The 23,802-nt window shown below is 63.7% G+C and carries 28 protein-coding genes; 12 read left to right on the top strand and 16 right to left on the bottom strand.

From position 1 onward, the window contains the following. The first annotated feature begins 121 nt into the window (after nt 1-121). Both IFU31_RS07185 and trxB read left to right on the top strand, forming a co-directional pair. Nucleotides 122-721, top strand: coding sequence for a peroxiredoxin (locus tag IFU31_RS07185; RefSeq protein ID WP_122475170.1), 600 nt, complete (start codon nt 122-124; stop codon nt 719-721). A 134-nt stretch (nt 722-855) separates the two neighbouring features. Then, nucleotides 856-1,818: a thioredoxin-disulfide reductase gene (trxB, locus tag IFU31_RS07180; RefSeq protein ID WP_192102609.1), complete on the top strand. Its 963-nt coding sequence runs from the start codon at nt 856-858 to the stop codon at nt 1,816-1,818. A gap of 166 nt (nt 1,819-1,984) precedes the next feature. On the opposite strand, the gene IFU31_RS07175 is transcribed toward trxB, so the two are convergent. The 5 genes from IFU31_RS07175 to IFU31_RS07155 all read right to left on the bottom strand — a co-directional run bounded on the left by IFU31_RS07175 (nt 1,985) and on the right by IFU31_RS07155 (nt 4,409). Continuing rightward, a complete protein-coding gene (locus IFU31_RS07175) occupies nt 1,985-2,326 on the bottom strand; it encodes a HopJ type III effector protein (protein WP_192058616.1) in 342 nt (113 codons plus the stop codon). Continuing rightward, the gene (locus IFU31_RS07170) at nt 2,319-2,615 is read right to left on the bottom strand and encodes a DUF1244 domain-containing protein (protein WP_043192964.1); all 297 of its coding nucleotides are present in this window, start codon (nt 2,613-2,615) and stop codon (nt 2,319-2,321) included. The genes IFU31_RS07175 and IFU31_RS07170 overlap by 8 nt, the downstream gene beginning before the upstream one ends. Before the next feature lie 27 nt (nt 2,616-2,642). Then, nucleotides 2,643-3,014 (bottom strand): dihydroneopterin triphosphate 2'-epimerase, encoded by a 372-nt coding sequence (gene folX, locus IFU31_RS07165; RefSeq protein WP_049861227.1) that lies wholly within the window; start codon nt 3,012-3,014, stop codon nt 2,643-2,645. 59 nt (nt 3,015-3,073) lie between these two features. Next, entirely contained in the window at nt 3,074-3,775 is a 702-nt protein-coding gene (gene folM / locus IFU31_RS07160; RefSeq protein ID WP_122475165.1) for a dihydromonapterin reductase, read from the bottom strand. A 67-nt stretch (nt 3,776-3,842) separates the two neighbouring features. Beyond that, a complete protein-coding gene (locus IFU31_RS07155; protein ID WP_122475163.1) occupies nt 3,843-4,409 on the bottom strand; it encodes an antibiotic biosynthesis monooxygenase in 567 nt (188 codons plus the stop codon). Nucleotides 4,410-4,615: 206 nt separating this feature from the next. On the opposite strand from IFU31_RS07155, the gene IFU31_RS07150 reads away from it, so the two are divergent. Further along, nucleotides 4,616-5,563, top strand: coding sequence for a MerR family transcriptional regulator (locus IFU31_RS07150; RefSeq protein ID WP_192058618.1), 948 nt, complete (start codon nt 4,616-4,618; stop codon nt 5,561-5,563). 10 nt (nt 5,564-5,573) lie between these two features. Here IFU31_RS07150 and IFU31_RS07145 read toward each other — a convergent pair whose 3' ends face one another. Together IFU31_RS07145 and IFU31_RS07140 are read right to left on the bottom strand one after the other, a co-directional pair. Further along, nucleotides 5,574-6,179 carry a hypothetical protein gene (locus tag IFU31_RS07145; protein ID WP_192058620.1) on the bottom strand — a complete coding sequence of 202 codons (606 nt, stop codon included), beginning with the start codon at nt 6,177-6,179 and terminating at the stop codon, nt 5,574-5,576. Between the two features lie 57 nt (nt 6,180-6,236). Continuing rightward, complete coding sequence (locus IFU31_RS07140) at nt 6,237-6,704, bottom strand: PAS domain-containing protein (RefSeq protein WP_122475159.1); 468 nt, start codon at nt 6,702-6,704, stop codon at nt 6,237-6,239. 134 nt (nt 6,705-6,838) lie between these two features. On the opposite strand from IFU31_RS07140, the gene IFU31_RS07135 reads away from it, so the two are divergent. Then, the gene (locus IFU31_RS07135) at nt 6,839-7,291 is read left to right on the top strand and encodes a flavodoxin (protein WP_185795029.1); all 453 of its coding nucleotides are present in this window, start codon (nt 6,839-6,841) and stop codon (nt 7,289-7,291) included. Between the two features lie 3 nt (nt 7,292-7,294). Here the strand turns inward: IFU31_RS07135 and IFU31_RS07130 are convergent, their stop codons facing one another. After that, nucleotides 7,295-7,570: a YebG family protein gene (locus tag IFU31_RS07130; protein WP_122475156.1), complete on the bottom strand. Its 276-nt coding sequence runs from the start codon at nt 7,568-7,570 to the stop codon at nt 7,295-7,297. Nucleotides 7,571-7,795: 225 nt separating this feature from the next. Between IFU31_RS07130 and IFU31_RS07125 the strand changes: the two genes are divergently transcribed. Further along, nucleotides 7,796-8,236 carry a phosphate-starvation-inducible protein PsiE gene (locus IFU31_RS07125; RefSeq protein ID WP_043192974.1) on the top strand — a complete coding sequence of 147 codons (441 nt, stop codon included), beginning with the start codon at nt 7,796-7,798 and terminating at the stop codon, nt 8,234-8,236. Between the two features lie 13 nt (nt 8,237-8,249). Here the strand turns inward: IFU31_RS07125 and IFU31_RS07120 are convergent, their stop codons facing one another. The 5 genes from IFU31_RS07120 to IFU31_RS07100 all read right to left on the bottom strand — a co-directional run bounded on the left by IFU31_RS07120 (nt 8,250) and on the right by IFU31_RS07100 (nt 13,382). Next, nucleotides 8,250-8,588: a DUF3509 domain-containing protein gene (locus tag IFU31_RS07120; RefSeq protein ID WP_192058622.1), complete on the bottom strand. Its 339-nt coding sequence runs from the start codon at nt 8,586-8,588 to the stop codon at nt 8,250-8,252. A 219-nt stretch (nt 8,589-8,807) separates the two neighbouring features. Next, on the bottom strand, nt 8,808-9,218 hold the full coding sequence (locus tag IFU31_RS07115; protein ID WP_122475152.1) for an HPF/RaiA family ribosome-associated protein: 411 nt from the start codon (nt 9,216-9,218) through the stop codon (nt 8,808-8,810). Nucleotides 9,219-9,458: 240 nt separating this feature from the next. Continuing rightward, the gene (gene fecA / locus IFU31_RS07110) at nt 9,459-11,819 is read right to left on the bottom strand and encodes a TonB-dependent Fe(3+) dicitrate receptor FecA (RefSeq protein WP_192102608.1); all 2,361 of its coding nucleotides are present in this window, start codon (nt 11,817-11,819) and stop codon (nt 9,459-9,461) included. Nucleotides 11,820-11,928: 109 nt separating this feature from the next. After that, complete coding sequence (locus IFU31_RS07105; RefSeq protein WP_122475149.1) at nt 11,929-12,882, bottom strand: FecR domain-containing protein; 954 nt, start codon at nt 12,880-12,882, stop codon at nt 11,929-11,931. Beyond that, the gene (locus tag IFU31_RS07100) at nt 12,879-13,382 is read right to left on the bottom strand and encodes a sigma-70 family RNA polymerase sigma factor (RefSeq protein WP_446731021.1); all 504 of its coding nucleotides are present in this window, start codon (nt 13,380-13,382) and stop codon (nt 12,879-12,881) included. The genes IFU31_RS07105 and IFU31_RS07100 overlap by 4 nt, the downstream gene beginning before the upstream one ends. Nucleotides 13,383-13,594: 212 nt before the next feature. Between IFU31_RS07100 and IFU31_RS07095 the strand changes: the two genes are divergently transcribed. From IFU31_RS07095 to IFU31_RS07085, 3 genes are read left to right on the top strand one after another with little or no spacing between them, the layout of a single operon-like run. After that, a complete protein-coding gene (locus IFU31_RS07095) occupies nt 13,595-13,900 on the top strand; it encodes a DUF3649 domain-containing protein (protein ID WP_122475147.1) in 306 nt (101 codons plus the stop codon). Then, on the top strand, nt 13,897-15,477 hold the full coding sequence (locus IFU31_RS07090; RefSeq protein ID WP_192058626.1) for a PepSY domain-containing protein: 1,581 nt from the start codon (nt 13,897-13,899) through the stop codon (nt 15,475-15,477). Before IFU31_RS07095 ends, IFU31_RS07090 begins: the two co-directional genes overlap by 4 nt. Next, nucleotides 15,477-15,803, top strand: a complete 327-nt coding sequence (locus tag IFU31_RS07085) for a DUF3325 domain-containing protein (RefSeq protein WP_192058627.1) — start codon at nt 15,477-15,479, stop codon at nt 15,801-15,803. The genes IFU31_RS07090 and IFU31_RS07085 overlap by 1 nt, the downstream gene beginning before the upstream one ends. A 24-nt stretch (nt 15,804-15,827) precedes the next feature. Here the strand turns inward: IFU31_RS07085 and IFU31_RS07080 are convergent, their stop codons facing one another. After that, the gene (locus IFU31_RS07080; RefSeq protein ID WP_192058629.1) at nt 15,828-16,700 is read right to left on the bottom strand and encodes a helix-turn-helix domain-containing protein; all 873 of its coding nucleotides are present in this window, start codon (nt 16,698-16,700) and stop codon (nt 15,828-15,830) included. Nucleotides 16,701-16,834: 134 nt separating this feature from the next. Between IFU31_RS07080 and IFU31_RS07075 the strand changes: the two genes are divergently transcribed. Next, complete coding sequence (locus IFU31_RS07075; protein ID WP_192054661.1) at nt 16,835-17,785, top strand: DMT family transporter; 951 nt, start codon at nt 16,835-16,837, stop codon at nt 17,783-17,785. Here IFU31_RS07075 and IFU31_RS07070 read toward each other — a convergent pair. Both IFU31_RS07070 and IFU31_RS07065 read right to left on the bottom strand, forming a co-directional pair. After that, a complete protein-coding gene (locus IFU31_RS07070; RefSeq protein ID WP_122475140.1) occupies nt 17,775-18,749 on the bottom strand; it encodes a 2-hydroxyacid dehydrogenase in 975 nt (324 codons plus the stop codon). The genes IFU31_RS07075 and IFU31_RS07070 overlap by 11 nt on opposite strands. A gap of 69 nt (nt 18,750-18,818) precedes the next feature. Beyond that, entirely contained in the window at nt 18,819-19,766 is a 948-nt protein-coding gene (locus tag IFU31_RS07065) for a LysR family transcriptional regulator (protein WP_122475138.1), read from the bottom strand. A 179-nt stretch (nt 19,767-19,945) separates the two neighbouring features. On the opposite strand from IFU31_RS07065, the gene IFU31_RS07060 reads away from it, so the two are divergent. From IFU31_RS07060 to IFU31_RS07050, 3 genes are read left to right on the top strand one after another with little or no spacing between them, the layout of a single operon-like run. Continuing rightward, the gene (locus IFU31_RS07060) at nt 19,946-21,448 is read left to right on the top strand and encodes an efflux transporter outer membrane subunit (RefSeq protein ID WP_192058632.1); all 1,503 of its coding nucleotides are present in this window, start codon (nt 19,946-19,948) and stop codon (nt 21,446-21,448) included. Beyond that, nucleotides 21,445-23,610: an FUSC family protein gene (locus IFU31_RS07055; protein WP_192058634.1), complete on the top strand. Its 2,166-nt coding sequence runs from the start codon at nt 21,445-21,447 to the stop codon at nt 23,608-23,610. Before IFU31_RS07060 ends, IFU31_RS07055 begins: the two co-directional genes overlap by 4 nt. Further along, on the top strand, nt 23,600-23,800 hold the full coding sequence (locus IFU31_RS07050; RefSeq protein WP_122475134.1) for a DUF1656 domain-containing protein: 201 nt from the start codon (nt 23,600-23,602) through the stop codon (nt 23,798-23,800). Before IFU31_RS07055 ends, IFU31_RS07050 begins: the two co-directional genes overlap by 11 nt. Nucleotides 23,801-23,802: the final 2 nt, after the last annotated feature.

The raw sequence follows: 23,802 nt of genomic DNA, 5'->3' as shown, positions 1-23,802 counted from the left end.
CGTATAGACGAGGGCTATGGGTTGGATTGCCAAAGGGTATTTCCCTAATCGGGCCCACCTCGTTAAGCTTGGACACATCGAATTTCAACCCTTTCCCATCTTCGCTTCCAAGGAGTTCTTCATGAGCATTCTGGTCAACCGCCAAGCCCCTGACTTCGACGCCGCTGCCGTACTGGGCGACGGCTCGATCGTCGACAGCTTCAAGTTGTCGTCCCTGCGTGGCAAGTATGTGGTGCTGTTCTTCTGGCCGTTGGATTTCACTTTCGTGTGCCCATCGGAAATCATCGCCCACAACAACCGCATCGCCAAGTTCCGCGAACTGGGTGTCGAAGTGGTCGGGGTGTCCATCGATTCTCAGTTCACTCACCACGCCTGGCGCAGCACGCCGGTGGAGAAGGGCGGTATCGGTGAGGTCGAATTCACCATGGTCGCCGACGTCAAGCACGAGATCGTCCGCGCCTACGGCGTCGAGCACGAAGATGGCGTGGCTCTGCGTGCCTCGTTCCTGATCGACCAGCAAGGTGTCGTGCAGCACCAGGTGGTGAACAACCTGCCGCTGGGTCGCGATGTCGACGACATGGTACGGCTGGTCGAAGCGCTGCAGTTCACCGAACAGCACGGTGAAGTCTGCCCGGCCGGCTGGCGTCCGGGCCAGAAAGGCATGAAGGCCGATGCCCAGGGCGTCGCCGACTACCTGGCTGGAAATGCCAAGAGCCTGTAAGCGCTGACCCTGCCTGGATTTCACGGGCAAGTTTCTGGGCTGGCGGCGTTGAACCTTCCCCAAGGTGCCTTGCCAGTCCTTTTTATTCCAGCCGCACCGGATCGGCGCCAACGTCCGGCAGTCAGGAGTTAGTCATGTCTCAAACCCGTCATTCCCGCGTGATCATCCTGGGCTCCGGCCCTGCCGGTTACAGCGCTGCCGTGTACGCTGCGCGCGCCAACCTCAAGCCGCTGCTGATTACCGGCATGCAGGCAGGCGGTCAGTTGACCACCACTACCGAAGTCGACAACTGGCCGGGCGACCCCCATGGCCTGACCGGCCCGGCCCTGATGGAGCGCATGCGCGAGCACGCCGAGCGCTTTGAAACCGAAATCGTCTTCGACCACATCAATGCCGTTGACCTCGCTGCCCAGCCGTTCACCTTGACGGGTGACAGCGCAACCTACACCTGCGACGCGCTGATCATCGCCACCGGCGCCAGCGCGCGGTACCTGGGCTTGCCGTCGGAAGAGGCGTTCATGGGCAAGGGCGTTTCGGCCTGTGCCACGTGCGATGGCTTCTTCTATCGCAACCGTGAAGTCGCGGTAGTGGGCGGCGGCAACACGGCGGTCGAAGAGGCGCTGTACCTGGCCAACATCGCCAGCAAGGTGACCCTGGTCCATCGTCGCGATACCTTTCGCGCCGAGAAGATCCTGATCGACAAGCTGCATGCTCGCGTGGCCGAAGGCAAGATCGAACTCAAGCTCAATGCCACGCTGGAAGAGGTGCTGGGCGACAACATGGGCGTGACCGGTGCGCGCTTGCGCAACAACGATGGCATTGCCGAAGAGCTGAAGGTCGATGGCGTGTTCATCGCGATCGGTCACACGCCGAACACTTCGTTGTTCGACGGGCAATTGGCTCTGAAGGACGGCTACATGGTGGTTCAGGGCGGGCGTGAAGGCAACGCCACCGAGACCAGCGTCGAGGGCGTATTCGCTGCCGGCGACGTGGCTGACCACGTGTACCGCCAGGCAATTACCTCGGCCGGTGCCGGCTGCATGGCAGCGCTGGATGTAGAGCGTTATCTGGATGGGCTGGCCAACGCTTCGTTCTGATCCAGAACCGCAGCGCGGCTTTCGCGGGTAGAACCCGCTCCCACAGGGTGTTGTAGTCCCAGTGAAGGACACTGTCCCTGTGGGAGCGGGTTCTACCCGCGAAGAGGCCCCAAAGCCGGGCACAAAAAAACCGACCCCTGCAGGTCGGTTTTTTCATGCGTGCCCGTTAGCCCCGCTGGGTCAGCGGCTGTTCGGAAAACTTCACCCCCGCCAACCCATGCGCCATCAGATTGCGGATATTACCGTGGTCACTGCCCTCGGGCGTCGCCACCACCGAACGGTAGTGTTCGCCAAACGCCAGCAGTGCCTCTTCATCGCTCAAGCCTTCCAGCAGTGCCAGGCCCAGGGTCTTGCAGGACCCTTCGTTCTGCCCGGCAGCATTGTCCAGAGCGCCGTTGCTGAATGCCTGTGGCTCATAGGCATAGTGCTCGGCGACGAAGGCCAGCGTCGCGGCGAACTGATGTTCACCGCTGGCCAGGCTGGTGCGCAGCGAATTCACATCACGCATTGGGCGTCCCCTTGGCGAAGGCCGCCTGCTGTTCGGCGCTGGCTTCCTGCTGGTATTGCGCCTTCCACTGCGCATAGGGCATGCCGTAGACGACTTCGCGGGCCTCATCGAGGCTGACATCGACCTGCTGCTCGTCGGCAGCTGCCTTGTACCATTTGGACAGGCAATTGCGGCAGAACCCGGCCAGGTTCATCAAGTCGATGTTCTGCACGTCTTTGCGTTCGTCCAGGTGCTTGACCAGACGGCGGAAAGCCGCTGCTTCCAATTCCAGGCGTTGTTGTTCGTTCATGTCGTTCTCCTGCTGAGCGGCAACCGGTCAGCGGCTGCCGGCGAGGGTGATCGAAACCGATTCGGCGAAGCGCAGCGCGTGGGGCTTGTCGACTTCCACTTCGGCATAGCGCACGGCGGTGTTCTGCATGACCAGATCGAGAATCTCCTGGGTCAGGCGTTCGAGCAGGGCAAAACGGTTGCCCTCCACGTGCTGGATCACCGCCTTGGTGATGGTGCGGTAGTTCAGGGCATGCTCGATATCGTTGTCGCGCACCGCTTCGAGCGCCGGATACAGCACGGTGAGGTTGATCAACACGTCCTGCTTGTTGACGATTTCGTCTTCGTTGATACCGATGAAGGTGCGCAAGCGCAGGTCCTTGACCCGGATGCGTGCCATTCCTGGCTGCAGTGGTGCCATCGTTGTGTGCTCCGCAGAATGTTCGGGGCCAGCGTCGTGCCGAACCGACGCAGGCATGCCTATTTTACGTGTCTGCCGCCGTTGACGGTCAAGGTCGTGCCCGTCACGTAGGGGTTTTCCAACAGGTAGCGCAGGCTTTGGTAGATGACCTCGGCACCCGGCTCGATGCCCAGCGCCGACTTGGCCAGCGATTTGTAGCGGTAATCGGCATCGTCATCCGGGTTGAACAGGATCAGCGCCGGGGCAATCCCGTTCACTTTGATCGCCGGCGCGAACCGCGCCGCGAATGACAGCGTGAGGTTGTCCAGTCCCGCCTTGCTCGCGCAATAGGCCATGTGCTTGGCGCTGCCCTTGCGCGTCACGTCATCGCTGATGTGCACGATGTCGGCAGGTTTCGACGCGCGCAGCAGGTCGGCGCAGTGCAAGTTGATCAGATAGGGCGCCAGCATGTGCACATTGACCATCTGCTGGAACGCGGCGGCTTCGTCTGCGGCGCTGTCCGCGATCCAGGCCGAGGCGTTGTGCACGATGGCACGCAGCTGGGTGGTCTGCGCCTTGAGTGCGTCGATGAAGGCCAGGATGCCGGCTTCGCTGGCGAAGTCGGCATGGATGGTCACCGCGCCCATCTCGCGCAGGTGCGCAACGGTTTCGCGCTCCTGGCGATAGCTGATGATGACTGGTTGGCCTTCGCCCAGCAGGCGTTCGGCACAATGCAGGCCGATGCGCTGGCTGGCGCCGGTAATGAGGATCGGGTGAGGCATGGGGCGAGCTCTTCGTCGGCAGGTTGCTGCGCCGATTTATATCACAAAGCGCAGCAGGTCCGGCCGTTCACGCCACCTTGGCCTTGGGCAGCGGCGCCCGACTCGGCGTGGCGTGCAACCAGCCGCGCAACAGGCGCGTCGACAGTGGAATGAAAAAGAACACCATGAGCGGGGTCAGGGCCAGGGTGCTGAGCATGACTCTGGGCACCAGGCTGATCTCGTTCAGCACGTGACCGAACAGGAAGTTGAAGATCAGCGATACCGGGAAGAACGCCAGCCAGATGGCCACCGCCTGTTTCCAGCGCGGCGGGCGCTGCAGGCCACTGTCGCCGAACCAGCCTTCGGTGCCGCTGACCCGGTGCACGTGTGGCTGGGCGAACAGTTCACTGCCACGGCCAAGCCAGGAGCGACGGGAGGCAGAATGCTCCCATGCATGCAGCGTGGTTTCATCGGCAAAACGGAAGATGATCTGGAATTCGTCATCGCCCGGCGCGGGCGCCAGAACGCCTGAACCCAGGTAACCTGGAAAATCGGTGGCCAGTTGTTCGCCCTCATGCAGCCAGGCGATCAGGTCCTGATATTTGCCATCGGCCACGCGGCGCGCAACCATCAGGGTAACGGGGGAGGTAGACATCGTGTATCTCCAGGCAGTCTGGCGCTCCGGGTAGGAGCCTCCATCGAATGCAGCGCCGGGGTGGTGGCGTGCATCTGAAATCAAGCAAGTATTATTCCCGAAAACTGCTGCGTGCACATCTACCGTCGGTTGGATCATCCACAAACCCCAAGCCTCTGCCAGCGGTTACACTGTGCGTTCCTGTTCCTGGCGGCGGTTGACTAGCAATGAGCGAATCCGGCACCCGATTGCCCGGCGTGCAAGACCACGCGCTGGACGAGCTGTACCCCATTCGCGAGGTGGCCCGGTTGACTGGGATCAACCCGGTCACGCTGCGTGCGTGGGAGCGCCGCTATGGTCTGGTGCAGCCTACCCGCACCGAAAGTGGGCACCGCTTGTACTCCCTGGCCGATATCGAAGAGGTGCGCAGTATCCTGGGCTGGATAGAGCGGGGCGTGGCGGTGAGCAAGGTGGGCAAGATCCTGGCGCGCACCCAGCAGGCCAGAACTGCGCTGCCCGGGCCCTGCGACGAGCACGGTGAATGGCAGCAGTGGCAGGAGCGGATTCGCCAGTGCGTACGTGAGTTTGCCGAAGCTCGGCTCGATCAGGTCTACGGCCAGGTGTTTTCCAGCTATCCGCTGGCCGTGGTATTCGAACAGGTACTGATGCCGGTCTGGCAGGAGCTGCTGGTGCATCAGGGCCACTTTGGCCAGGCCAGCGAATGGTTGTTCCTCGACACCTTCCTGCGTGCCCGCACCCTGCAACGGCTGCGCCTGGCTTCCGATCAGGGCCAAGACAGCCGGGTATTGCTGGTGGCCATACCAGAGCAGTGCCGGGAACTCGAGCTCCAGGTCACAGGCCTGCTGCTGGGCGGACCGCAAGTCGAAGTGCAACTGCTCGGTCTGGGCCAGCCGCTCGAAGAGCTGAGCCTGGTCTGTGAAAAGCTCGCGCCCCAGGCAGTGGTGCTGTTCTCCAATCGCCCAGCGCCACCGGCACTGCCACGGCAGCTGGCCAAACTGAACAACGCCCTGAGCTGCCCGTTGCTGTTGGCCGGAGAGCTGTCCGAAATCATGCAGGACAGCCTGCGATCCACTGAGATCGCCTGCCTGGGCAGCGATGGACGTTTGATGCAACGGCGTTTGCAGCAGTACCTGGCCGGGCATCTGGACAGCTGATTCGGCGCATTCAGGTGTGCAGTTGCGGATGCACCAGTTGGTGGTGCATCAGAATGAACTGGCGCAAGGACTCTATCGCCTTGGCGTTGTTCTGGCTGAGCCGGTAGGCAAACAAGCCGTGCTCGGCCTCGCGAATCATCGAACCGCGCAACGGGATCGGTGCGCACCCTTCGGGGGTGAACCACAGCTGGAATTGCGCGGGCGCCTGTGCCCCATTGCGAACCTCGAGCAAGGCGCCCTTGAAGGAAATGTCACGGACCCAGAAGTCGCTGTCACGCCCTTCGCCGTCGCGCAGCACGATCGGCTGCGCGAGGCTCAGCCGCCACGGGCGCAACATCGGTCCGTCCTCATAGATGCTGGGTGCCCCGAGCTCCAGGTGCGCCGCCTGGAACTCGTCTTCCACGACCTGCAGCGGAAAGCTGATCTGCTGGTTTTCCAGGTGTGCTTCGATGGTGACCTGTTCGTGGGATGCCAGGCGCATCAGCAGATCGCGAACCTGCGGTCCACCCTTGATGGAAAGGTTGAGCAGGGTATCGCGAACATTGAGCTGCGGGTTGGCCTGCATCGCCCGCAGAAACTCCAGTTCGTCCTGGGTCAGCAACACATCAGGCGGCATGGCGTGCACTCGCGGCAAAGGGTGACTCGAAGCAACATTGGAAAACGTCCATGGCGGTCATACCGCACCGGGCGGGGCAGGGGTTTCGAGTTCGACGATGCGCTGTTGCAGCGCCGCCACCTGCTGCTCGAGCGCGACGATGCGCTGCTGCGCTTCGACCTCGCTGCTGACATCCTTCTGGATGCCGATGTAGTACATCAGTTGATCGCTGTCGTTGTGTACCGGGGTGATCGACAGCTCATTCCAGAAGAAACTGCCGTCCTTGCGGTGGTTGCGAAGCACCTCGCGGCACGCCAACCCCTGGTCGATCGCCTCGCGCACGCGCTGGCGCGCAGGCTGGTCGCGGTCGTCACCCTGCAGCAGGCGGCAGTCCTGGTAGAGCATTTCCAGCGACGTATAGCCGGTCATGCGCTCGAATGCCGGATTGACGTAGATGAGGATGTTGTCCTCGCCTTCCTGTTCGGCGACGACGATGCCGTCGTTGGACGCATCGATCACCAGTTGCAGCAGCTTCGCATTGATCATGTCAGGGTTCCCTAGCGTGCAGCGTAGTCTAATTCATACGGGCTGCGGGAGGGATCCCAGTACGTCAGATCCTGTCTTTCAATGCGCGGTCGGGCTGGTAAGATCAGCGCTTTCAACGGTCCGAGACAGTCATCATGAAAGTTGCCATCCTCAGCGGTTCGGTCTACGGCGCGGCCGAGGAAGTCGCCCGGCATGCCGAGCAGCTGCTAAAGCGACAGGATATCCAGGCCTGGCACAACCCGCGAGCCACTCTGCAGGACGTGCTGGCATTCGCGCCCGAGGCTGTTTTGGCGGTGACCTCGACCACCGGCATGGGCGAACTGCCGGACAATATCATGGCGCTGTACGCTCAGCTTCGCGATGAACTGCCGGCGGCGCTGCGTGGCCTGCCCGGTGGTGTGATCGCGCTGGGGGACTCCAGCTACGACACCTATTGCGGCGGCGGCGAGCAGTTGCGCGAGTTGTTTGCAGAGCTGGGCGTGCACGAGGTTCAGGACATGCTGCGCCTGGACGCCAGCGAAAGCGTCACCCCGGAAACCGACGCAGAGCCCTGGCTGGCCGAGTTCGTGCAAGCGCTGCAGGCCTGACGATCAGGCCTGCTCGGCGGGGTCGGCCGTAGCCGTAAGCAACTCGTTCAGGGCATCGGGCTGACTCTTGAATGCCTTGGCGAAGATGTCGCGGTTTTTCGCCATGTAGATACCGGCGTCTTCGACCTGTTTGTCATCGAGTGACGGCACGGCTTTTTTCAGTACGTCTGCCAGCAACTCAGCCAGCTCGAGCATTTTGTCGTGACGATCGGCTTCAGCTTTGTCCATAAACAGGCGCTCCAGATCTCGGCTGCTGCGGTATACCACTTCGACGGCCATTGACCACCTCATTTGCCCAGGGAATGGTTTCAGTATAACTACTGTTCGTTTATACAGTGCCAAGCATAAGGCAAATCGGCAGGCTTGAACAGAGGTGCCGACGAGGGGCCCTGCGACAGTCTGGCTGCTTCTCACCAGCCATGCCTGGCCCTTATGCTGCATGCCCTGAACGAGCATAGGCGTTCAGGCGCATCTCACCATCGGTTGGCAAAAGGAATACAGGCAATGAAATGGGCCGAAAAACTTCGCGGGAGTCTGCACGCCCAGGCCGATTCGCTGGGCAATCTGTGCGTCGAGGCGTTCCACTATCTGGCGCTGTTCGGCATTGGCGCCATCACCGCCTGGGCGGCTGTCAGCGCTTTTCTGGGAATGGTAGAGAAGGGCAGCGTGAGCGTGGACGACATTCTGCTGCTGTTCATCTATCTGGAGCTGGGGGCGATGGTGGGGATCTACTTCAAGACCAACCACATGCCCATCCGCTTCCTGCTGTACGTGGCAATCACCGCCCTGACTCGCCTGCTGATCGGCGATGTCTCGCACCACAATGCACCGGATCTGGGCATCATCTACCTGTGCGGTGGCATCCTGCTCCTGGCTTTCGCCATCCTGGTGGTGCGCTATGGGTCTTCGCGCTATCCATCGGTAAAGGAGAAGTCCGACAGCTGAGCCGCACGGCGGCTCATTGCAGGCTGGCGGCGACCGGCGAGGTGTGCGCGGCGTTGGCGCGAAGGACTGGCTTGCTGCCCAGCTTCTCGACGTTGCCGGCATCGGTCATCGCCGCCAGGATCTGCATGGCGCTGCCACCTTGCTCGATGGCCATGCCGAACTGGATGCTTTCGATCAGCCGGCGCATGCGCTTGGGGTCGTTGCGCTGTTCGGCGGTGATCACGCGCTTGGCGGCAACGCCGCGCTCGTTGGACAGGGTCAGCATGATGCTGCCATCCAGGCGCTGAATGCTCAGGTTGACGCGGTACTCGGGTTGGAACGCATCGCTCAGGGCTTGGAATGGATTATCCATGATGTACTACCTGCAATAGTCGAACTTCGTTAATGGACTAGGCGATTAGTTACTGGTTCAAGACCGCTGGTCGGCGCCGCGTTTCATCTTTTGCTATATGTAACTGCCGCCCTACTTCGTCGCAATTGATGTAGCAATCGCCGTGCCCGGACCGAAAAACTTGTTCGCAGGCAATAAAAAAGGCGAGCCCCGGGCTCGCCTTTTCCTACGTTGCAGGGCTCAGGACTTGCTGTTGAGCACCTGTTCGTTTTCCAGAAACTCTTCCTCGAGCAAGGCTTCGTTCGGACCATCGGGAATGGTTTGCTGGTTGGCTGCACGCTTGTTGCGCAGCCTGCCGAACATGTGCTCCAAAGCGTGGCTGAGCTTCTCGGCGGCGCCATCGACCGCCAGGTCCAAGGTTTCAGCCTTGTGCGTCACGGAAATGGGCTGGTGACCTTTTGGACGCGCTTCCATCTGGCAGCGCATGTCGTCGGGCCCGGATTTCTGGCCGTTTTCGTCGGCGAGATGAACCTCGATACGGGTGAGATCCTCCTGATAATGCTCGACTGCGTTTTCCACTACGGTGCGTACCCACTCCTGCAGGCGGGCATCGCCTTGAATATGGTTATCGCTATTGACCTGGATCTGCATAGTTCATCCCTTATTCGGCTTGCTAGCTAGAGATTCGATGACACTGATATTCATCGCCTCTTGAAGTACAAGGTCAGGGAGTTGAAGAAACAATTCAACCCCCTGACGAAGATAAATATTCAGTAACTTTTTCGAACTTTTTCCGAAATAAGTGCGAAACCCGAAACTCTGCGGGGCGCAATTCCGGCCTCCGACCCGCTGCCACAGGGGTTCAGCGGCAGCAGGCGCACGCTGCCAGCGTCAGAAGGCGACGGAGGTTTGCACGTAGACGGTGCGCGGCTCGCCCACGTACTTGCCCTTGTTGTTGTCGTCGAAGGAACGGGTGTAATACTGGTGATTGAAAATGTTCTTCAGGCCCACCGCGACGTTCAAGTCGGACAATTGCGGGCCGAAGTCATAGCCGGCGCGGCTGCTGAAGAGCATGTAGCCTGGGATGCGCCCGGTGCTGCCGTCGGCGCTTTCGGCCTGGGTGTTGGCGTTGTCGGCGAACTGGCTGCTCTGGTAGCTGCTGTCCAGGTCGAGCTTCCACGGGCCCTGGGTGTACCCGACGCCCAGGGTGCCCTTGTGGCGCGAGGAGAACGGCACGCGGTTGCCCTTGTTCGGGCCGTCTTCGCGGATGGTGGCATCGACGAACGCGTAGCTGGCGTGAACGTCGAAACCGGCCAGGGCCGGGCTCAAACCGTCCAGTGCGTAGTTGATGCTGGTCTCGATACCCTGATGGCGAGTCTCGCCGCGAGCGATCACCGTGTCGTTGGTCTGGTTGCTGTCGTACTGGTTGTCGAAGTTGATCAGGAACGCACCGATTTCCGCGCGCAGATTGCCGTTGTCGTAACGCGTCCCCAGCTCCCAGGTCCGGGCCTTTTCCGGCTTCACTTCGCCGCCGGTCACACGGTTGGGCATCTGGCTGTACTGCACACTGCCGAACGACCCTTCGGTGTTGGCGTACAGGTTCCAGTTTTCGTTGACGTGATAGAGCACGTTCAGGGCCGGCAAGGCGGTGGTGTAGTCGCCCTGGTATTTGACGTTGGTGAGGTTGTTGGTCTGCTGCGAGTCGATCATCTCGTAGCGGATGCCGGGCGTGAACGTCCAGCGGCCGATATCGATGCGGTCGTCGACATAGAAGGCGTGGGCCTGGGTGCCGCCGCGGGTATCCCGGTCGTTGCGGCTGTCGGTGCTGGGCAACTGCTGGTTGGCGCTGATCGGCGTGCGGTAGCGCAGCTCATGGCCCGCCTCGCTGATGTAGCGGTAGCCCACGCTCATTTCGTGCTGTGTCTGGCCCAGATCGAAGCCTTGGGAGAAGCGCGTCTCTACACCGCGTACCCAGTACTCGCGGGGCGACAGTGAGAGAAAGTTGCCCTGGTCCAGGTAGCCGCTGCGCAGGGTCTTGGTGAAGAAGGTGTTGGCGGTGAATTCGCGGCGATCTTCCTGGTAGCGGTAGCCGAAGTTGACCATGGTGCGGCGCCCCCAGAACTTGTCGTAGCGGCGGGTCGACTGATAGGGGTCGGCCTTGTAGTCGGCTGCGCTGAGGCCACCGGGCATGTCGGCCTCGCCTTCGTAGTACTGCGCCTGGGCATTGAGGCTGTTGGCGTCGTCGATCTGGTATTTGCCCTTGAGAATCAGGTCGTCGATCTGGGTATCGCTGTGCTCGCGCCAGTCGCCGCCGCGCACGCCGGAGTAGAGCAGGGCGCCGCCCAGGCCGTTGTCGGCAGTACCGCCCGCCAGCAGGTTGCCGGTGGTCTTGAAGCCGTCCTGGCTCGACGAAGGGCTGGCCTGGGTCTGCAAGCCGCCCTTGATGGTAGGTGCATCGGGAATCGCGCGGGTCACGAAGTTGACGATGCCGCCGACGTTCTGCGGGCCGTAGCGCACCGCGCCGCCGCCGCGCACCACGTCCACGGCGTCCATGTTGCCCATGCTGACCGGGGCGAACGACAACTGCGGCTGGCCATAGGGCGCGAACGGCACCGGGATGCCGTCCATCAGCACCGTGGAGCGGGTCGCCAAGCGTGGGTTGAGCCCACGGATGCCGAAGTTCATCGCCATGTCATGGCTGCCCGTGCCGTTGTTCTGTGGTGCATTGACACCCGGAATGCGGTTGAGGACATCGCGCGCGCTGGTGGCGCCAGTGCGTTCGAAGTCTTCGCGGCGCACCACGTCCCGGGCACCGGCGTGCTCGAACACGTTGGTCTGTTCGGCGGCGCCGAGCCAGTCGCCCACGACACTGGACGCACCCAGTTCGACCGCAGCACCGGCGCTGCCAGGCTGGGCCACAGGTGTGGCTTCCAGGCTGTAGGCGCCATCGCCCAACGGCTGCGCGTGCAAGCCGGTACCTTCAAGCAGTACCGCCAGTGCCTGTTCGACGCTGTAGCTGCCTTGCAGGCCACGGCTGGGCTGGTCTGCCAGGGTCGTCGAGCCGAATGAAATCAGTACACCTGCCTCGCGGCCGAACTGATTGACCGCGCTTTCGACCGACGCGGGCGCGATGTGGTACTCGCGGGTAGAGCCCTCGGCGGCCATGGCGTGCGGCAGTTGAGCCACGCTCACGGCAGTGCCGAGCAACAGACAGCGCAGGGCGCGGGCGAGTGGGGTGGGCAGGTTGGACATTCGGCGTTTCCAGGCAGGATGTAGTGGGAGTTACCCTGTCTGTCACGCGGGCAAGGCAAAACGGCTCACCGAGGGTGTAAATAAATGCTCGCCGCCAAACCTGGCATGGCTAGACCCGGGATTGAACCGTGACCCAATAGCGGGTGAAGCGCCGGACTTTCACTGGCAGCGCCGCCTCCAGTGAATCGAGAATTTTCTCGGTATCGCCCAGGGGGAAACTGCCGGAGAGCAACAGATTGGCAGCGCGGGCGTCGCAGTCCAGCTGGCCGCGGCGATAACGGCCGACTTCGGCCAGGAAGTCGCCCAGGCGCATGCGCGCGGCGATCAGCATGCCGTCGACCCAGGCGCCACTGTTGGCGTCCAGTGGTCGCGCCGGATTGAAGCGCTGGCGTTCGAACTCGAGCTGCTGGCCGTCGGCCAGGCGCCGTGGCTCATCGTGCAGCCCGGCGGCCTCGAGGGTGACGGCGCCCTGCAGTGCCTGCACCTGGGTGCTGCCCGGCAGTTGGCGAACATTGACCTGCCCCCGGCCAGCGGTGATCAGCCCTTGGTCGGTGCCGATGAGCAGGGGCCGCGCATCGGCACCCGCCGTGAGCATGATCTCGCCTTCGAGCAAGTGGATCAGGCGCCGACCCGCATCGAAGCGCACGTCCACGGCGCTGGTGGTGTTGAGGTGGATCCGGCTGCCGTCGTCCAGCTGCAATTGGCGGCGCTGGCCCAGCGGGCTGCGGTAGTCGGCCACCAGCGGCGGCAGCCAGTGCTGTTGTCGCAGGGCCAGGGTGGTTGCACCGGCCATTCCCAGCAGCAACAGTGCCTTGAGGGCGCGTCGGCGGCCGGGCGAGTGGGGCGCGCCCACGGTAGCCTGCGCCAGGGAAGCGGGCAGGCCGGCGAACTGCTGATTGACCTTCTGGATGTGATCCCAGGCACGACGGTGCTCGCCGTCGGCGTGCAGCCAGCGCTGCCATGCCTGCTGCTGGCGCGGGTCGAGCGGGCCTTGTTGCAGTTCAAGCAGCCACTGCACGGCCTGTTCGGCCACGTGCGGAGAAAAACTGCGGGCTTCGTTCACAGCGCGAAGTAGCAGCGCAGGGCTGCCTTGTGCAGATGGCGCTTTACCGTGGCCAGGGATATACCGAGTTCGCTGGCGATTTCGCGGTAGCCCAGGCCATCGACCTGTGCCATCAGGAACGCACGCTTGACCGTGACCGGCAGACCTTCGAGTAGCGCGTCCAGCTCGAGCAGGGTCTGCAGGATGATCGCCCGGTGTTCTTCGCAGGGTGCAAGGGGCTCGGGCATCTGGCTCAAGGCCTCCAGATACGCGCGCTCCAGATCCTGGCGACGGTAGTGGTTGAACAGCACGCGCTTGGCCACCGTGGTGAGAAACGCCCGCGGTTCACGGATGGGCGCGACCTCGCGCGCGGTCAACAGGCGCATGAAGGTGTCCTGGGCGAGGTCGGCAGCGTTGTCCGGGCAGCCCAGACGGCTGCGCAGCCACTCGGTCAGCCAGCGGCGATGGACGAGGTAGAGGCCCTCGACCGAATGCGAGGCAGGGGAAGTCACAGAGCTCACCGCGAACACTCCGGCGCCATGGGGTGCGCAGCAGAATAAGAATTGTTCGTATCTTACGGATGAGCCGCCGTTTGGGCAAGGTCGACAGCCGTCCCAGCGTCGGCAAAAAGTGTTGCAGCACAAGATAAACGTCAACGGTCTTTGCGCATGAGAATATTTATCATTATTATCAGCACGATTCAGTGCCGCGTTCGTAGGTTTGAAGGTCTTTCATGAGAAGCAGAATCGGCGGGGTACCTGCCTCGTATCGTTGGGCGGTGGCCTCTCGCATCGTCGCGGCTGTATTTGGCGGCTACGTGCTGGCGGCACTTGCAAGCGTATGCATCGCCTGGCTGCTGCCCATGGCACGCGGCGAGGCCGTGGTCAGCGCCATGATGCTGTCGTTCCTCGTGTATCTGGTGGCCGTGCTGTGGTGTTTCGCCTCGCACAGCGCCGGTCGAGCCTGGCTGGGCCTGGCCATTCCGGGCCTGATACTGGCCGCGATGGCGGGTCTTCTGCACTGGCAGCACCTGCCGTGAGAGAAGGCTTCCGCCAGGCGATGGCGTGGTTGCATACCTGGGCGGGGCTGGTGTTCGGCTGGTTGCTGTTCGCCATCTTCCTCACCGGAACACTGTCCTATTTCAAGGACGAGATCAGCCATTGGGCACAGCCCGAAGTGCCGGTGCGCGTGCTCGACGCTCGGGCCAGCCTGACGCAGGCGCAGGCCTACCTGCAGGCCAATGCCGGGCAATCGTCACGCTGGTTCATCAGCCTGCCGGACGCGCGCGAGCCAGCGCTTTCGGTCATGTGGCAGGACCCGAACAAAAGCGGGCGCGGCAGCTTCACCCGGCAGACCCTGGACCCGCAGACCGGGCAGCGAATCGAGGCGCGCGACAGCCGCGGCGGCGACTTCTTCTATCGCTTCCACTACCAGCTGCAAATGGGCTACCCCTGGGGCCGCTGGCTGAGTAGCCTGGCGGCGATGGTCATGCTGGTGACGCTGGTCACCGGCATCATCACCCACAAGAAGATCTTCAAGGAATTCTTCACCTTCCGCCCCGGCAAGGGCGCGCGTTCCTGGCTCGATGGGCACAACGCGATCGGCGTGCTGGTGCTGCCTTTTCACCTGATGATCACCTACAGCAGCCTGGTGATTTTCATGACCATGCTCATGCCGGCGAGCATCAACAGCCGCTACGATGGCGATACCCAGGCGTTCTTCAGCGAGATCTATCCGGGCAACCAGCGGGTGGTCGCCGCCGGGCAGCCTGCGCCGCTGGTGAATCTGGGAGGGCTGTACGACCGTGCGCTGCAGCAATGGCCCGGAGGCAGCATCGGCCGGGTGTCGGTGCAGATGCCGGGCGATGCCAACGCTCAGGTGCAGTTCAGCCGCCATGACGGCGATAGCGTGAGCCGCGACCTGGGCGCAGCCATCACCTTCGCCGGTACCACGGGCGCGGTGCTCGAGCAGCCGCGCGAAAGCTCCACGCCAATAGCCATCGCGGGCACGTTCTATGGGTTGCACATGGGGCTGTTCGCCGGGCCCGTGCTGCGCTGGCTGTATTTCTTCTGCGGCCTGGGCAGCACCTTGCTGATCGGTACGGGCCTGGTCATGTGGCTGGGCAAACGTCAGCTCAAGCATGCCCGCAGCGGTGTGCGGCCCTTCGAGCTGCGTCTGGTGGAAGTGTTGAACGTGGCCGGCATGGCCGGGCTGGTGCTGGCGGTGGCAGGCTTCATGTGGGCCAACCGGCTGCTGCCGGCGACCTATCCGGAGCGTGCCGGCATCGAGGTCGACAGCTTCTTCGTGGTTTGGCTATTGAGCATCGTGCATGCTGCTGTGCGCAGTGGCAGCAAGGCCTGGATCGAGCAATTGGGTCTGGCGGCGATTGCCCTGGCGAGTGTGCCGTTACTGAGCCTGCTCACCACCAACCATGGCCTGCCGGCGTCCATCGCCGCCGGCGACTGGGTATTGGCAGGCGTCGATCTCAGCGCCCTGGGCTGCGGCCTGGTGCTGGCGTGGGTGGTCATGAAGATACGTCGCCGCGCTGTGCTGGCGGCATTGCCGGTGGTGCGGACGGTGCGTGCGCGTCCTACCATGCCTGGCGAGGTGCACTGATGTTGGCTGCAGGTTTGCTCAGTTATGCCGGCTTCAGTGCCCTGTGCCTGGCCATGGAACGTCATCATCAGGAAATGCTCGGGCATCGACCCAGTCCTTCGCGCAAGGTGCAATTGCGCTTGGCAGGCTGGGCTTTGCTGGCCTTGTCGCTGTGGGTCTCGGTGCTCAGCGCTGGCTGGGCCATGGGGCTGGTGCGCTGGACCGCAGTGTTGATGGGCAGCGCGGTATTCCTGGTGTGGCTGTTGCCGTACCGGCCACGCTGGGCCCTGGCATTGGCCGCAGCCGGCCTGCTGCTGGGGCCATTGGCGGCAGTGGCACACTGGTAGCGCGAGCTGCTCGCCAGTCTGCCGTCAGGTGCAAGCCAGGCGATATTCGCCTGGGGATACCGCACTTGCCTGGCGAAACCGATTGCTGAAGTGACTGGCGCTGGCGAAGCCGCATGCCAGCCCCACCTCGCCCAAGGGCAGGTGCGTCTGGCGCAACAGCGAGCGGGCGCGGGCGATCCGTCGAGCCAGCACGTATTGATGCGGCGGCAAGCCAAAGCTGGTGCGAAACATCCGTGCGAAGTGGTACTCCGACAAGCTGCACAAGGCTGCCAGCTGGCCGAGGCTCAGAGGTTCGGCCAACTGCGACTCGATGAAGTCGCGAAGCAGGCGCCGCTGATGAGGTGCAAGCCCGCCTTTGAGCCGAAGCTGCGGACGCGCGACCGCTTGACTGAGCAGAGCATGGGCGAGCATCTCGTGGGCCAGGCTGCTGGTCAGTACGCGCTCCCCCGGTTCGTTCCAGTTCAACGTGATCAGACGAGCGAAGCGTCGTGCCTGTGCCGGGTCTTCGAGGAAGGTATTCTCGCGCAACTGCATTTCGCGGGGCTCACGGTCCAGCAGCGTCACGCAGCCCAGCGCAAACTGCTCTGCGCTGAAATAGAGGTGGGCCAGGCGGATATCACCGTTGATCACCCACGCCGACTCATGCCCGGCCGGCAGGATGCACTGCTTGCCGGGCGCGCCTTTCTCCCAAGGGCGATCGCGGCGAAAGGTGCCCGTGCCGCCGCCGATGTAGCACGACAGAGTGTGATGGGTCGGCGCCTGATACTCCTGGGCATCGTGGTGATTGCTCCACAGCGCTGCCACCATCGAGTCGCCCAGTTCGGCACTGTGCTCGAGGCGCGCGTGGCGCGAGTTGTGCAGCGCCTGAAACACTTGCAGGTCCAGCAAAGCAGTCATGGTCGATACCTCCGTGGTCATGGTACTGCGTCGCGGGAAAGCTGCCAGTGCAGCGGCAGAAAAAGCGCAAGTTTGTGCAAGCCGGGATCGGCCGCCGCTCGGACAATGGGCCCCTGACCCCGGAGGGCCTTGTCATGAACCTATCGTTGTATCTGTTGACCGTACTGATCTGGGGAACGACATGGATCGCCCTCAAGCTGCAACTGGGCGTGGTCGAGATTCCCGTGTCCATCGTCTACCGGTTCGGCCTCGCCGCGCTGGTGCTGTTCGTGATCCTGCTGGCCACCCGGCGACTGCAGGCCATGGGGCGGCGTGGTCACTTCATCTGCCTGGCCCAGGGGCTGTGCCTGTTCTGCGTGAATTTCATGTGTTTTCTCACCGCCAGCCAGTGGCTGCCGACCGGGCTGATCGCGGTGGTGTTCTCCACGGCGACCTTGTGGAATGCACTCAACGCGCGGATCTTTCTGGGGCAACGGATCACCGCCAGCGTGATCGGTGCAGGTGGTCTTGGCCTGCTTGGCCTGGGCCTGCTGTTCTGGCCGGAGCTGGCCGGCCATGATGCCAGCCCGCAGACCCTGCTCGGCCTGGGCCTGGCGCTGCTGGGCACCTTGTGTTTCTCGGCGGGCAACATGCTCTCCAGCGTGCAGCAGAAAGCCGGGTTGAGGCCGCTGACCACCAATGCCTGGGGCATGCTGTACGGAGCGCTGCTGCTGGGCGGCTATTGCCTGCTGCGCGGCACGCCGTTCACCATCGACTGGAGCATGCGCTACGTCGGCTCGCTGCTGTACCTGGTGATACCCGGCTCGGTGATCGGCTTTACCGCCTACCTGACCCTGGTGGGTCGCATGGGTCCCGAGCGCGCCGCTTACTGCACGGTGCTGTTCCCGGTGGTGGCGTTGAACGTCTCGGCCTATGCCGAAGGGTACCAATGGACCGCACCGGCCCTGGGCGGGCTGGTACTGGTGATGCTTGGCAACGTGCTGGTGTTTCGCAAGGGCGCCAGGCCGGCGACGCCCCCGTCGACTGGGTCGCTGGGGGCGCAGCCGGTGCCGGGCGGCGCGGCGCTGGTTCGCCCTAGCCCTTGAACGCCTGCGGGTTGACCAGATCCTGAGGGCGTTTGCCGAGCAGCGCCGCCGTCAGGTTGTCGATGGCGCGATAAGCCATGGCATCACGGGTCTGCGCCGTGGCCGAGCCGATGTGCGGCAGCGTCACGACGTTGCCCAGCTGGAACAATGGCGATTCGGCCAGCGGTTCCTTCTCGTAGACATCCAGGCCGGCGCCGCGCAAGGTGCCGTCGCGCAGCGCCTGCACCAGCGCCGCTTCATCGACCACCGGCCCGCGCGAGATATTCACCAGAATGGCGCTCTTCTTCATTTGCGCCAGCTCGGCGGTGCCGATCATGTGCCGCGTCTTGTCGCTGAGCGGCACCACCAGGCAGACGAAATCCGCCTCCGCCAGTAGTTGCTCGAGGCTGCGAAACTGCGCACCCAGTTCCTGCTCCAGTTCAGGCTTGCGGCTGTTGCCGCTGTACAGGATGGGCATGTCAAAGCCCAGCCGTCCGCGGCGTGCCACTGCCGCGCCGATATTGCCCAGGCCGACGATGCCCAGCGTCTTGCCGTACACATCGGTGCCGAACTGGTCGGGGCCGACGCTGGCTTTCCAGTTGCCGGCCTTGGTCCAGGCGTCCAGTTCGGCCACGCGCCGGGCGCTGCTCATGATCAGGGCGAAGGCCAGGTCGGCGGTGCTTTGGGTCAGTACGTCAGGGGTGTTGGTGAGCATGATGCCGCGCTCGTCGAAATAGCTGACGTCGTAGTTGTCGTAGCCCACCGACACGCTGGAAACCACCTCCAGGTTGGCGGCGTCGGCCAGTTGCTTGCGGCCCAATGGCCGGCCGGCGCCGATCAGGCCGTGGGCCTTGGGCAGCGCCTCGTTGAACTGCGCGGCGATGTCACCCGCCTTCGGGTTGGGCACGATGACGTCGAAATGCGCTTCGAGCCGCTCGACCATGGCAGGGGTGATACGGCTGAACGCGAGGACGGTTTTTTTCATTGGGCGTGTGCTCGTCGGGAGGTAATGAGAGCACGCTAACATTCCCGCTCGAGCAGAAACAATCCCGGCTCAGTTGGCGATCTGCAGGTCGAAGGTCTGCAGGTCGGCGTCGTGCGCCGCCAGAATGTCGGGCAGCGAACCGCGCAGGTATTCCACCCAGGTCTTGATCTTCGCATCCAGGTACTGACGGGACGGATAGATGGCGTACAGGTTCAACTCCTGCAGGCGGTATTCGGGCAGCATGCGTACCAGCGTGCCGTTGCGCAGGCCATCGATGGCCGCGTAGATAGGCAGCACGCCCACGCCCATGCCACTGCTGATGGCGGTCTTCATCGCATCGGCGGAATTGACCTGGAACGGTGCGTTGCTGATGTTGACCATTTCCTGACCATCGGGGCCCTGAAACAGCCATTTTTCCAGTTGCACCACCGGGCTGACCAGGCGCAGGCAGGCATGGTCGCGCAGATCGCCGGGCGTGCGCGCCGAGCCATGAGCCTTCACGTATTCGGGGGAGGCGCAGACGATGCTGTAGGTGATGCCCAGGCGTTGCGAGACGAAGCCCGAATCGGGCAGCTCGCTGGCCAGGACGATGGACACGTCATAGCCTTCGTCGAGCAGGTCCGGGACCCGGTTGGCCAGGGTCAGGTCGAAGGTCACGTCCGGATGGGTACGCCGGTAGCGCGCGATGGCGTCGATCACGAAGTGCTGGCCGATGCCGGTCATGGTGTGCACCTTCAACTGCCCCGAAGGCCGCGCGTGGGCGTCGCTGGCCTCGGCCTCGGCTTCCGCCACATAGGTGAGGATCTGCTCACAGCGCACCAGGTAGCGTTTGCCGGCCTCGGTCAGGGCAATGCGTCGGGTCGTGCGGTTGAGCAGCCGCGTCTGCAGGTGTGCTTCGAGGTTGGACACCGCGCGCGAGACGTTGGCGGTGGTAGTGTCCAGTTGCGCGGCGGCGGCGGTGAAACTGCCGGCTTCGGCCACACAGGTGAACGCACGCATGTTTTGCAAGGTGTCCATGATTCGGTCTCTGGTTCGACGGACAAATTGTCGCATGAAGCAACAATTATACAGAAGGATTATCGCCGGTTCGGTAACAAAGATTCGCAGGAATTCCAGCTTATCGCCGCTGTGCACCCGCTCTAGAATGCCGGCCCAGAGCCCTCCGCACGCCTACCCCCTTTCCGGAAATCGCCGCAGTGCCGCGCCGCCTCATCGACGAGTTGAAAACCCTCAGTATCTGGATCTTGACCCTGGCCTTGACCGGCTGTATCGGCACTGCCGGCATCGCTCCTGAGGGCGAAGCCTTGTCGGCCGATGCGCTGGCCACCGACGCTGCCATTCAAACCGCCGTCCAGGATGCTCGCTGGCCTGAGGGCCAATGGTGGCAAGCGTATGGCGACAAGCAGCTCGATGCCTGGGTGAGCCTAGCCTTGCTCGGCAGCCCGAGCATGGCCATGGCGGCCGCCCGCGTGCGCCAGGCCAAGGCCATGGCGGGGCTCGCGGAGTCCGCCGAAACCCTGCACATCGACGCCAGCGCTCATTTGCATCGCCACGCCTGGCCTGACGACCCCTTCTATGGTCCCGGCGACCTGTCGCGCCAGACCACGTGGGACAATGACGCCGGTCTGGGCTTCACCTATGCGCTGGACCTGTGGGGCCGTGAGCGCAATGCCAGCGAGCGCGCCGTCGACCTTGCACACATGAGCGTCGCTCAGGCGCGTCAGGCTCGGCTGGAGCTTGCGAGCAACGTGGTGCAGGCGTACATCCAGCTCTCATTGCACTATGCCCAGCGCGACATCGCGCACAGCACACTGACCCAGCAAGAGCAGATCCTGGCGCTGGCGCAGCGGCGTCTGCGCGGCGGCATCGGCACCCATCTGGAAGTCAGCCAGGCCGAGACCCTGTTGCCGGAAACCCATCGGCAGATCGACGCCCTGGATGAACAGATCGCTCTGGCACAGAACCAACTGGCCGCACTGGCGGGCAAAGGGCCGGGGCAGGGCAGCCAACTCACGCGTCCTAGCTTGTCTCTGCAAGCGCCGCTTGGGTTGCCTTCGGTGCTGCCCGCGCAGCTGCTGGGGCAGCGCCCGGATGTGGTCGCCAGCCGCTGGGCCGTGGCGGCGAACGCGCGCGGCATCGACGTAGTGCAGGCCGGCTTCTATCCCAACGTCGATCTGGTCGGCAGCTTGAGTTACCTGGCTACCGGCGGCGGCATGCTGGAGTTCCTCGCCGGGCGGAAGCTGAGCTACAACGCCGGCCCCGCGTTGAGCCTGCCGATCTTCGATGGCGGTCGGCTGCGTGCGCAGTTGGCCGATGCATCGGCCGGCTACGACCTGGCCGTGGCACGCTACAACCAGACGTTGGTGGAGGCGCTCAAGCAGATCTCCGACCAGCTGATTCGCCGCGCCTCCATGGCCAAGCAACAGGCCTTCGCCGAGCAATCGGTGGCGTCGGCGCGCAAGAGCTACGACATTGCCCTGATCGCCTACCAGCGCGGTCTGACCGGCTACCTGGAAGTGCTCGATGCGCAGACTTTGCTGTTGCGCCAGCAGCAGGTCGAGCAACAGGTGCAGGCTGCGCGGCTGGCGGTGCATGCGCAGTTGGTCACGGCGCTGGGCGGTGGTCTGGGGGCGGGCAGCGATACCCCTGCCGCGCAGCGTCTGCAGGTTCCCAAGCCACTGGTGGTGATCGGTAGATGACCACTTGGCTGGGCAGCCTGCCCTGGCGCCGGGGTTTCTTCGACTGGGCACGCAGCGATGGCGTCACCTGGATCTACATCTTCAAGGTGCTGCTGGCCGCATTCACCACGCTGTGGCTGGCCATGCGCCTGGAGCTGCCGCAACCGCGTACGGCGATGATCACCGTGTTCATCGTCATGCAGTTGCAAAGCGGCCACGTCTTCGCGAAAAGTTTCTATCGTCTGCTGGGCACGCTGGCGGGATCGGCGGTGACGGTGGTGTTGATCGCCCTGTTCGCGCAGAACACCGAGCTGTTCATGTGCGGCCTGGCGCTGTGGGTCGGCCTCTGCTCGACCGGTGCCATGCGCTGCCGCAACTTCCGCGCCTACGGCTTTGTCTTGGCTGGCTACACCGCCGCCATGGTCGGTCTACCGGCCCTGGCCCATCCGGACGGTGCCTTCATGGCGGCGGTCTGGCGCGTGCTGGAGATTGCCCTGGGCATTCTCGTCGCGACGGCGGTCAGCGCGGCCATTCTTCCGCAGTCGGCCTCCGCTTCGATGCGCAACGCCTTGTATCAGCGCTTTGGCGTGTTCGCCCGGTTCGCCGCCGATGGCCTGCGCGGTGACAGCGCACGGGAACAGTTCGAAGCCGACAACGTGCGCTTCATCGCCGAAGCGGTGGGCCTGGAGAGCCTGCGCAGTGTGACGGCCTTCGAAGACCCGCACATGCGCCGGCGCAATGGTCGGGTCAGCCGACTGAACAGTGAATTCATGGTGGTGACGACCCGCTTCAATGCGCTGCACCAATCACTCGAGCGTATCCGCGCGCGCGGTCATCGCCAGGTGGTAACCGCCATCGAACCGGCCTTGCAGGCATTGACGCACGTGCTGGACGACTTCGCCGGGCAGGCCTTGACCGATGCCGATGCCGCACGTTTGGCCCGGCGCATGGTGCAGTACAAGGACGCGCTGCCAGCACAGGTGCGCAGCTTGCGTGACAGCTTCGAGCAGAGTGGTCCGGAAGATGACGACCTGCTGGACTTTCACACCGCTTCGGAGTTGCTCTATCGCTTCGTCGAAGAACTGCACGGCTATGCCCAGACCCATGCCTCGCTGGCCGAGCATCGGCATGCCCGCGAGCGCTGGGACGAGCCGTACCGGGCGCAGACCAACTGGCTGGCCAGCGCCGCCGCCGGTATTCGCGGCGCGCTGGTGTTGCTGCTGCTGGGCGGCTATTGGATAGCGACGGCCTGGCCCAGCGGCGCGACCATGACCCTAGTGGCTGCAGCCACCGTGGGCCTGTCGGCGGCGTCACCGAACCCGCGGCGGATGTCGTTCCAGATGGCCTGCGGCACCTTGCTGGGGGCGCTGGTCGGCTTCTATACGACCTTTTTCGTGCTGCCGTGGATCGACGGCTTCGCGCTACTGTGCCTGACCCTCGCGCCGGTGCTGACGCTGGGCGCCTTCCTTGCCTCTCGACCTCGCTTCGTTGGCTATGGACTGGGCCTGCTGATCTTCTTTTCCATGGGCTCGGTGCCCGGCAACCTCACCCAGTACGATCCGTATGCGTTCATCAACGACTACATTGGCATGGTCCTGGGGATGCTGTTCTGCGCTGCCGCTGGCGCGGTCATCCTGCCGCCCAACAGTCGCTGGATGTGGCAGCGCCTGGAGCAGGACCTGCGCGCCCTGGTGGTGTTCGCCATCAGCGGCAAGCCACGCGGCCTGGGCTCGGCCTTCGAGAGCCGCACCCGCGACCTGCTGCATCAGGCCTATGGCCTGGCGGCCGGGCAGCCACAGGTGCAGCGCAACCTGCTGCGCTGGATGTTCGTGGTGATGGAGGTGGGGCACGCCATCATCGAGCTGCGCCGCGAGCAGGAGCGCTTGCCGGTGCACCCGGCCTATGCCCCGTGGCAGCCGTGGCGCCAGTCGATCCGGGTGCTGGGGCGTGCGCTGATTCGCCTGTTCATCCAGCCCCAGGCGGGCAACCTCCAGCGCGCGTTGGCGGCCGTTGAGCAGGCCATTCACCTGGTCAGGAACACCGACGAGCCCTTCGCCCGACATTTCGATACCTCGGCGCTGCGCCGGGTGCAGAGTTACCTGCACTTCATCCGCAGTTCGTTGCTGGACCCGCAATCACCCCTTGCCGAACTGGCCGCGCCTGGAGCCGAGCATGCCGCGTGAGATCGCCTTCCATGGTCTGTACATGCCGACCATGACCCTGTTGTTCGTGCTCGCCGCCGGGTTGGCCTGGGCCTTCGACCGGCTGTTCGCCAGCCTCGATGTGTACCGATTCTTCTGGCACCCGGCGCTGTTGCGCCTGAGCCTGTTCGTCTGTCTGTTCGGCGCCATGGCGCTGACTGTCTACCGGTGAGA

It is taken from the genome of Pseudomonas sp. CFBP 13602 (assembly GCF_014842725.1).
In the GTDB taxonomy this organism is placed as follows: Bacteria; Pseudomonadota; Gammaproteobacteria; order Pseudomonadales; family Pseudomonadaceae; genus Aquipseudomonas; species Aquipseudomonas baltica.
This window is presented reverse-complemented; position numbering and strand designations above follow the sequence as displayed.

Coding starts and splice junctions, on each gene's coding strand:
- IFU31_RS07185 (WP_122475170.1), top strand. CDS start 122: ATGAGCATTCTGGTCAACCGCCAAGCCCCTGACTTCGACGCCGCTGCC.
- trxB (WP_192102609.1), top strand. CDS start 856: ATGTCTCAAACCCGTCATTCCCGCGTGATCATCCTGGGCTCCGGCCCT.
- IFU31_RS07175 (WP_192058616.1), bottom strand. CDS start 2,326: ATGCGTGATGTGAATTCGCTGCGCACCAGCCTGGCCAGCGGTGAACAT.
- IFU31_RS07170 (WP_043192964.1), bottom strand. CDS start 2,615: ATGAACGAACAACAACGCCTGGAATTGGAAGCAGCGGCTTTCCGCCGT.
- folX (WP_049861227.1), bottom strand. CDS start 3,014: ATGGCACCACTGCAGCCAGGAATGGCACGCATCCGGGTCAAGGACCTG.
- folM (WP_122475165.1), bottom strand. CDS start 3,775: ATGCCTCACCCGATCCTCATTACCGGCGCCAGCCAGCGCATCGGCCTG.
- IFU31_RS07155 (WP_122475163.1), bottom strand. CDS start 4,409: ATGTCTACCTCCCCCGTTACCCTGATGGTTGCGCGCCGCGTGGCCGAT.
- IFU31_RS07150 (WP_192058618.1), top strand. CDS start 4,616: ATGAGCGAATCCGGCACCCGATTGCCCGGCGTGCAAGACCACGCGCTG.
- IFU31_RS07145 (WP_192058620.1), bottom strand. CDS start 6,179: ATGCCGCCTGATGTGTTGCTGACCCAGGACGAACTGGAGTTTCTGCGG.
- IFU31_RS07140 (WP_122475159.1), bottom strand. CDS start 6,704: ATGATCAATGCGAAGCTGCTGCAACTGGTGATCGATGCGTCCAACGAC.
- IFU31_RS07135 (WP_185795029.1), top strand. CDS start 6,839: ATGAAAGTTGCCATCCTCAGCGGTTCGGTCTACGGCGCGGCCGAGGAA.
- IFU31_RS07130 (WP_122475156.1), bottom strand. CDS start 7,570: ATGGCCGTCGAAGTGGTATACCGCAGCAGCCGAGATCTGGAGCGCCTG.
- IFU31_RS07125 (WP_043192974.1), top strand. CDS start 7,796: ATGAAATGGGCCGAAAAACTTCGCGGGAGTCTGCACGCCCAGGCCGAT.
- IFU31_RS07120 (WP_192058622.1), bottom strand. CDS start 8,588: ATGGATAATCCATTCCAAGCCCTGAGCGATGCGTTCCAACCCGAGTAC.
- IFU31_RS07115 (WP_122475152.1), bottom strand. CDS start 9,218: ATGCAGATCCAGGTCAATAGCGATAACCATATTCAAGGCGATGCCCGC.
- fecA (WP_192102608.1), bottom strand. CDS start 11,819: ATGTCCAACCTGCCCACCCCACTCGCCCGCGCCCTGCGCTGTCTGTTG.
- IFU31_RS07095 (WP_122475147.1), top strand. CDS start 13,595: ATGAGAAGCAGAATCGGCGGGGTACCTGCCTCGTATCGTTGGGCGGTG.
- IFU31_RS07085 (WP_192058627.1), top strand. CDS start 15,477: ATGTTGGCTGCAGGTTTGCTCAGTTATGCCGGCTTCAGTGCCCTGTGC.
- IFU31_RS07080 (WP_192058629.1), bottom strand. CDS start 16,700: ATGACTGCTTTGCTGGACCTGCAAGTGTTTCAGGCGCTGCACAACTCG.
- IFU31_RS07075 (WP_192054661.1), top strand. CDS start 16,835: ATGAACCTATCGTTGTATCTGTTGACCGTACTGATCTGGGGAACGACA.
- IFU31_RS07070 (WP_122475140.1), bottom strand. CDS start 18,749: ATGAAAAAAACCGTCCTCGCGTTCAGCCGTATCACCCCTGCCATGGTC.
- IFU31_RS07065 (WP_122475138.1), bottom strand. CDS start 19,766: ATGGACACCTTGCAAAACATGCGTGCGTTCACCTGTGTGGCCGAAGCC.
- IFU31_RS07055 (WP_192058634.1), top strand. CDS start 21,445: ATGACCACTTGGCTGGGCAGCCTGCCCTGGCGCCGGGGTTTCTTCGAC.
- IFU31_RS07050 (WP_122475134.1), top strand. CDS start 23,600: ATGCCGCGTGAGATCGCCTTCCATGGTCTGTACATGCCGACCATGACC.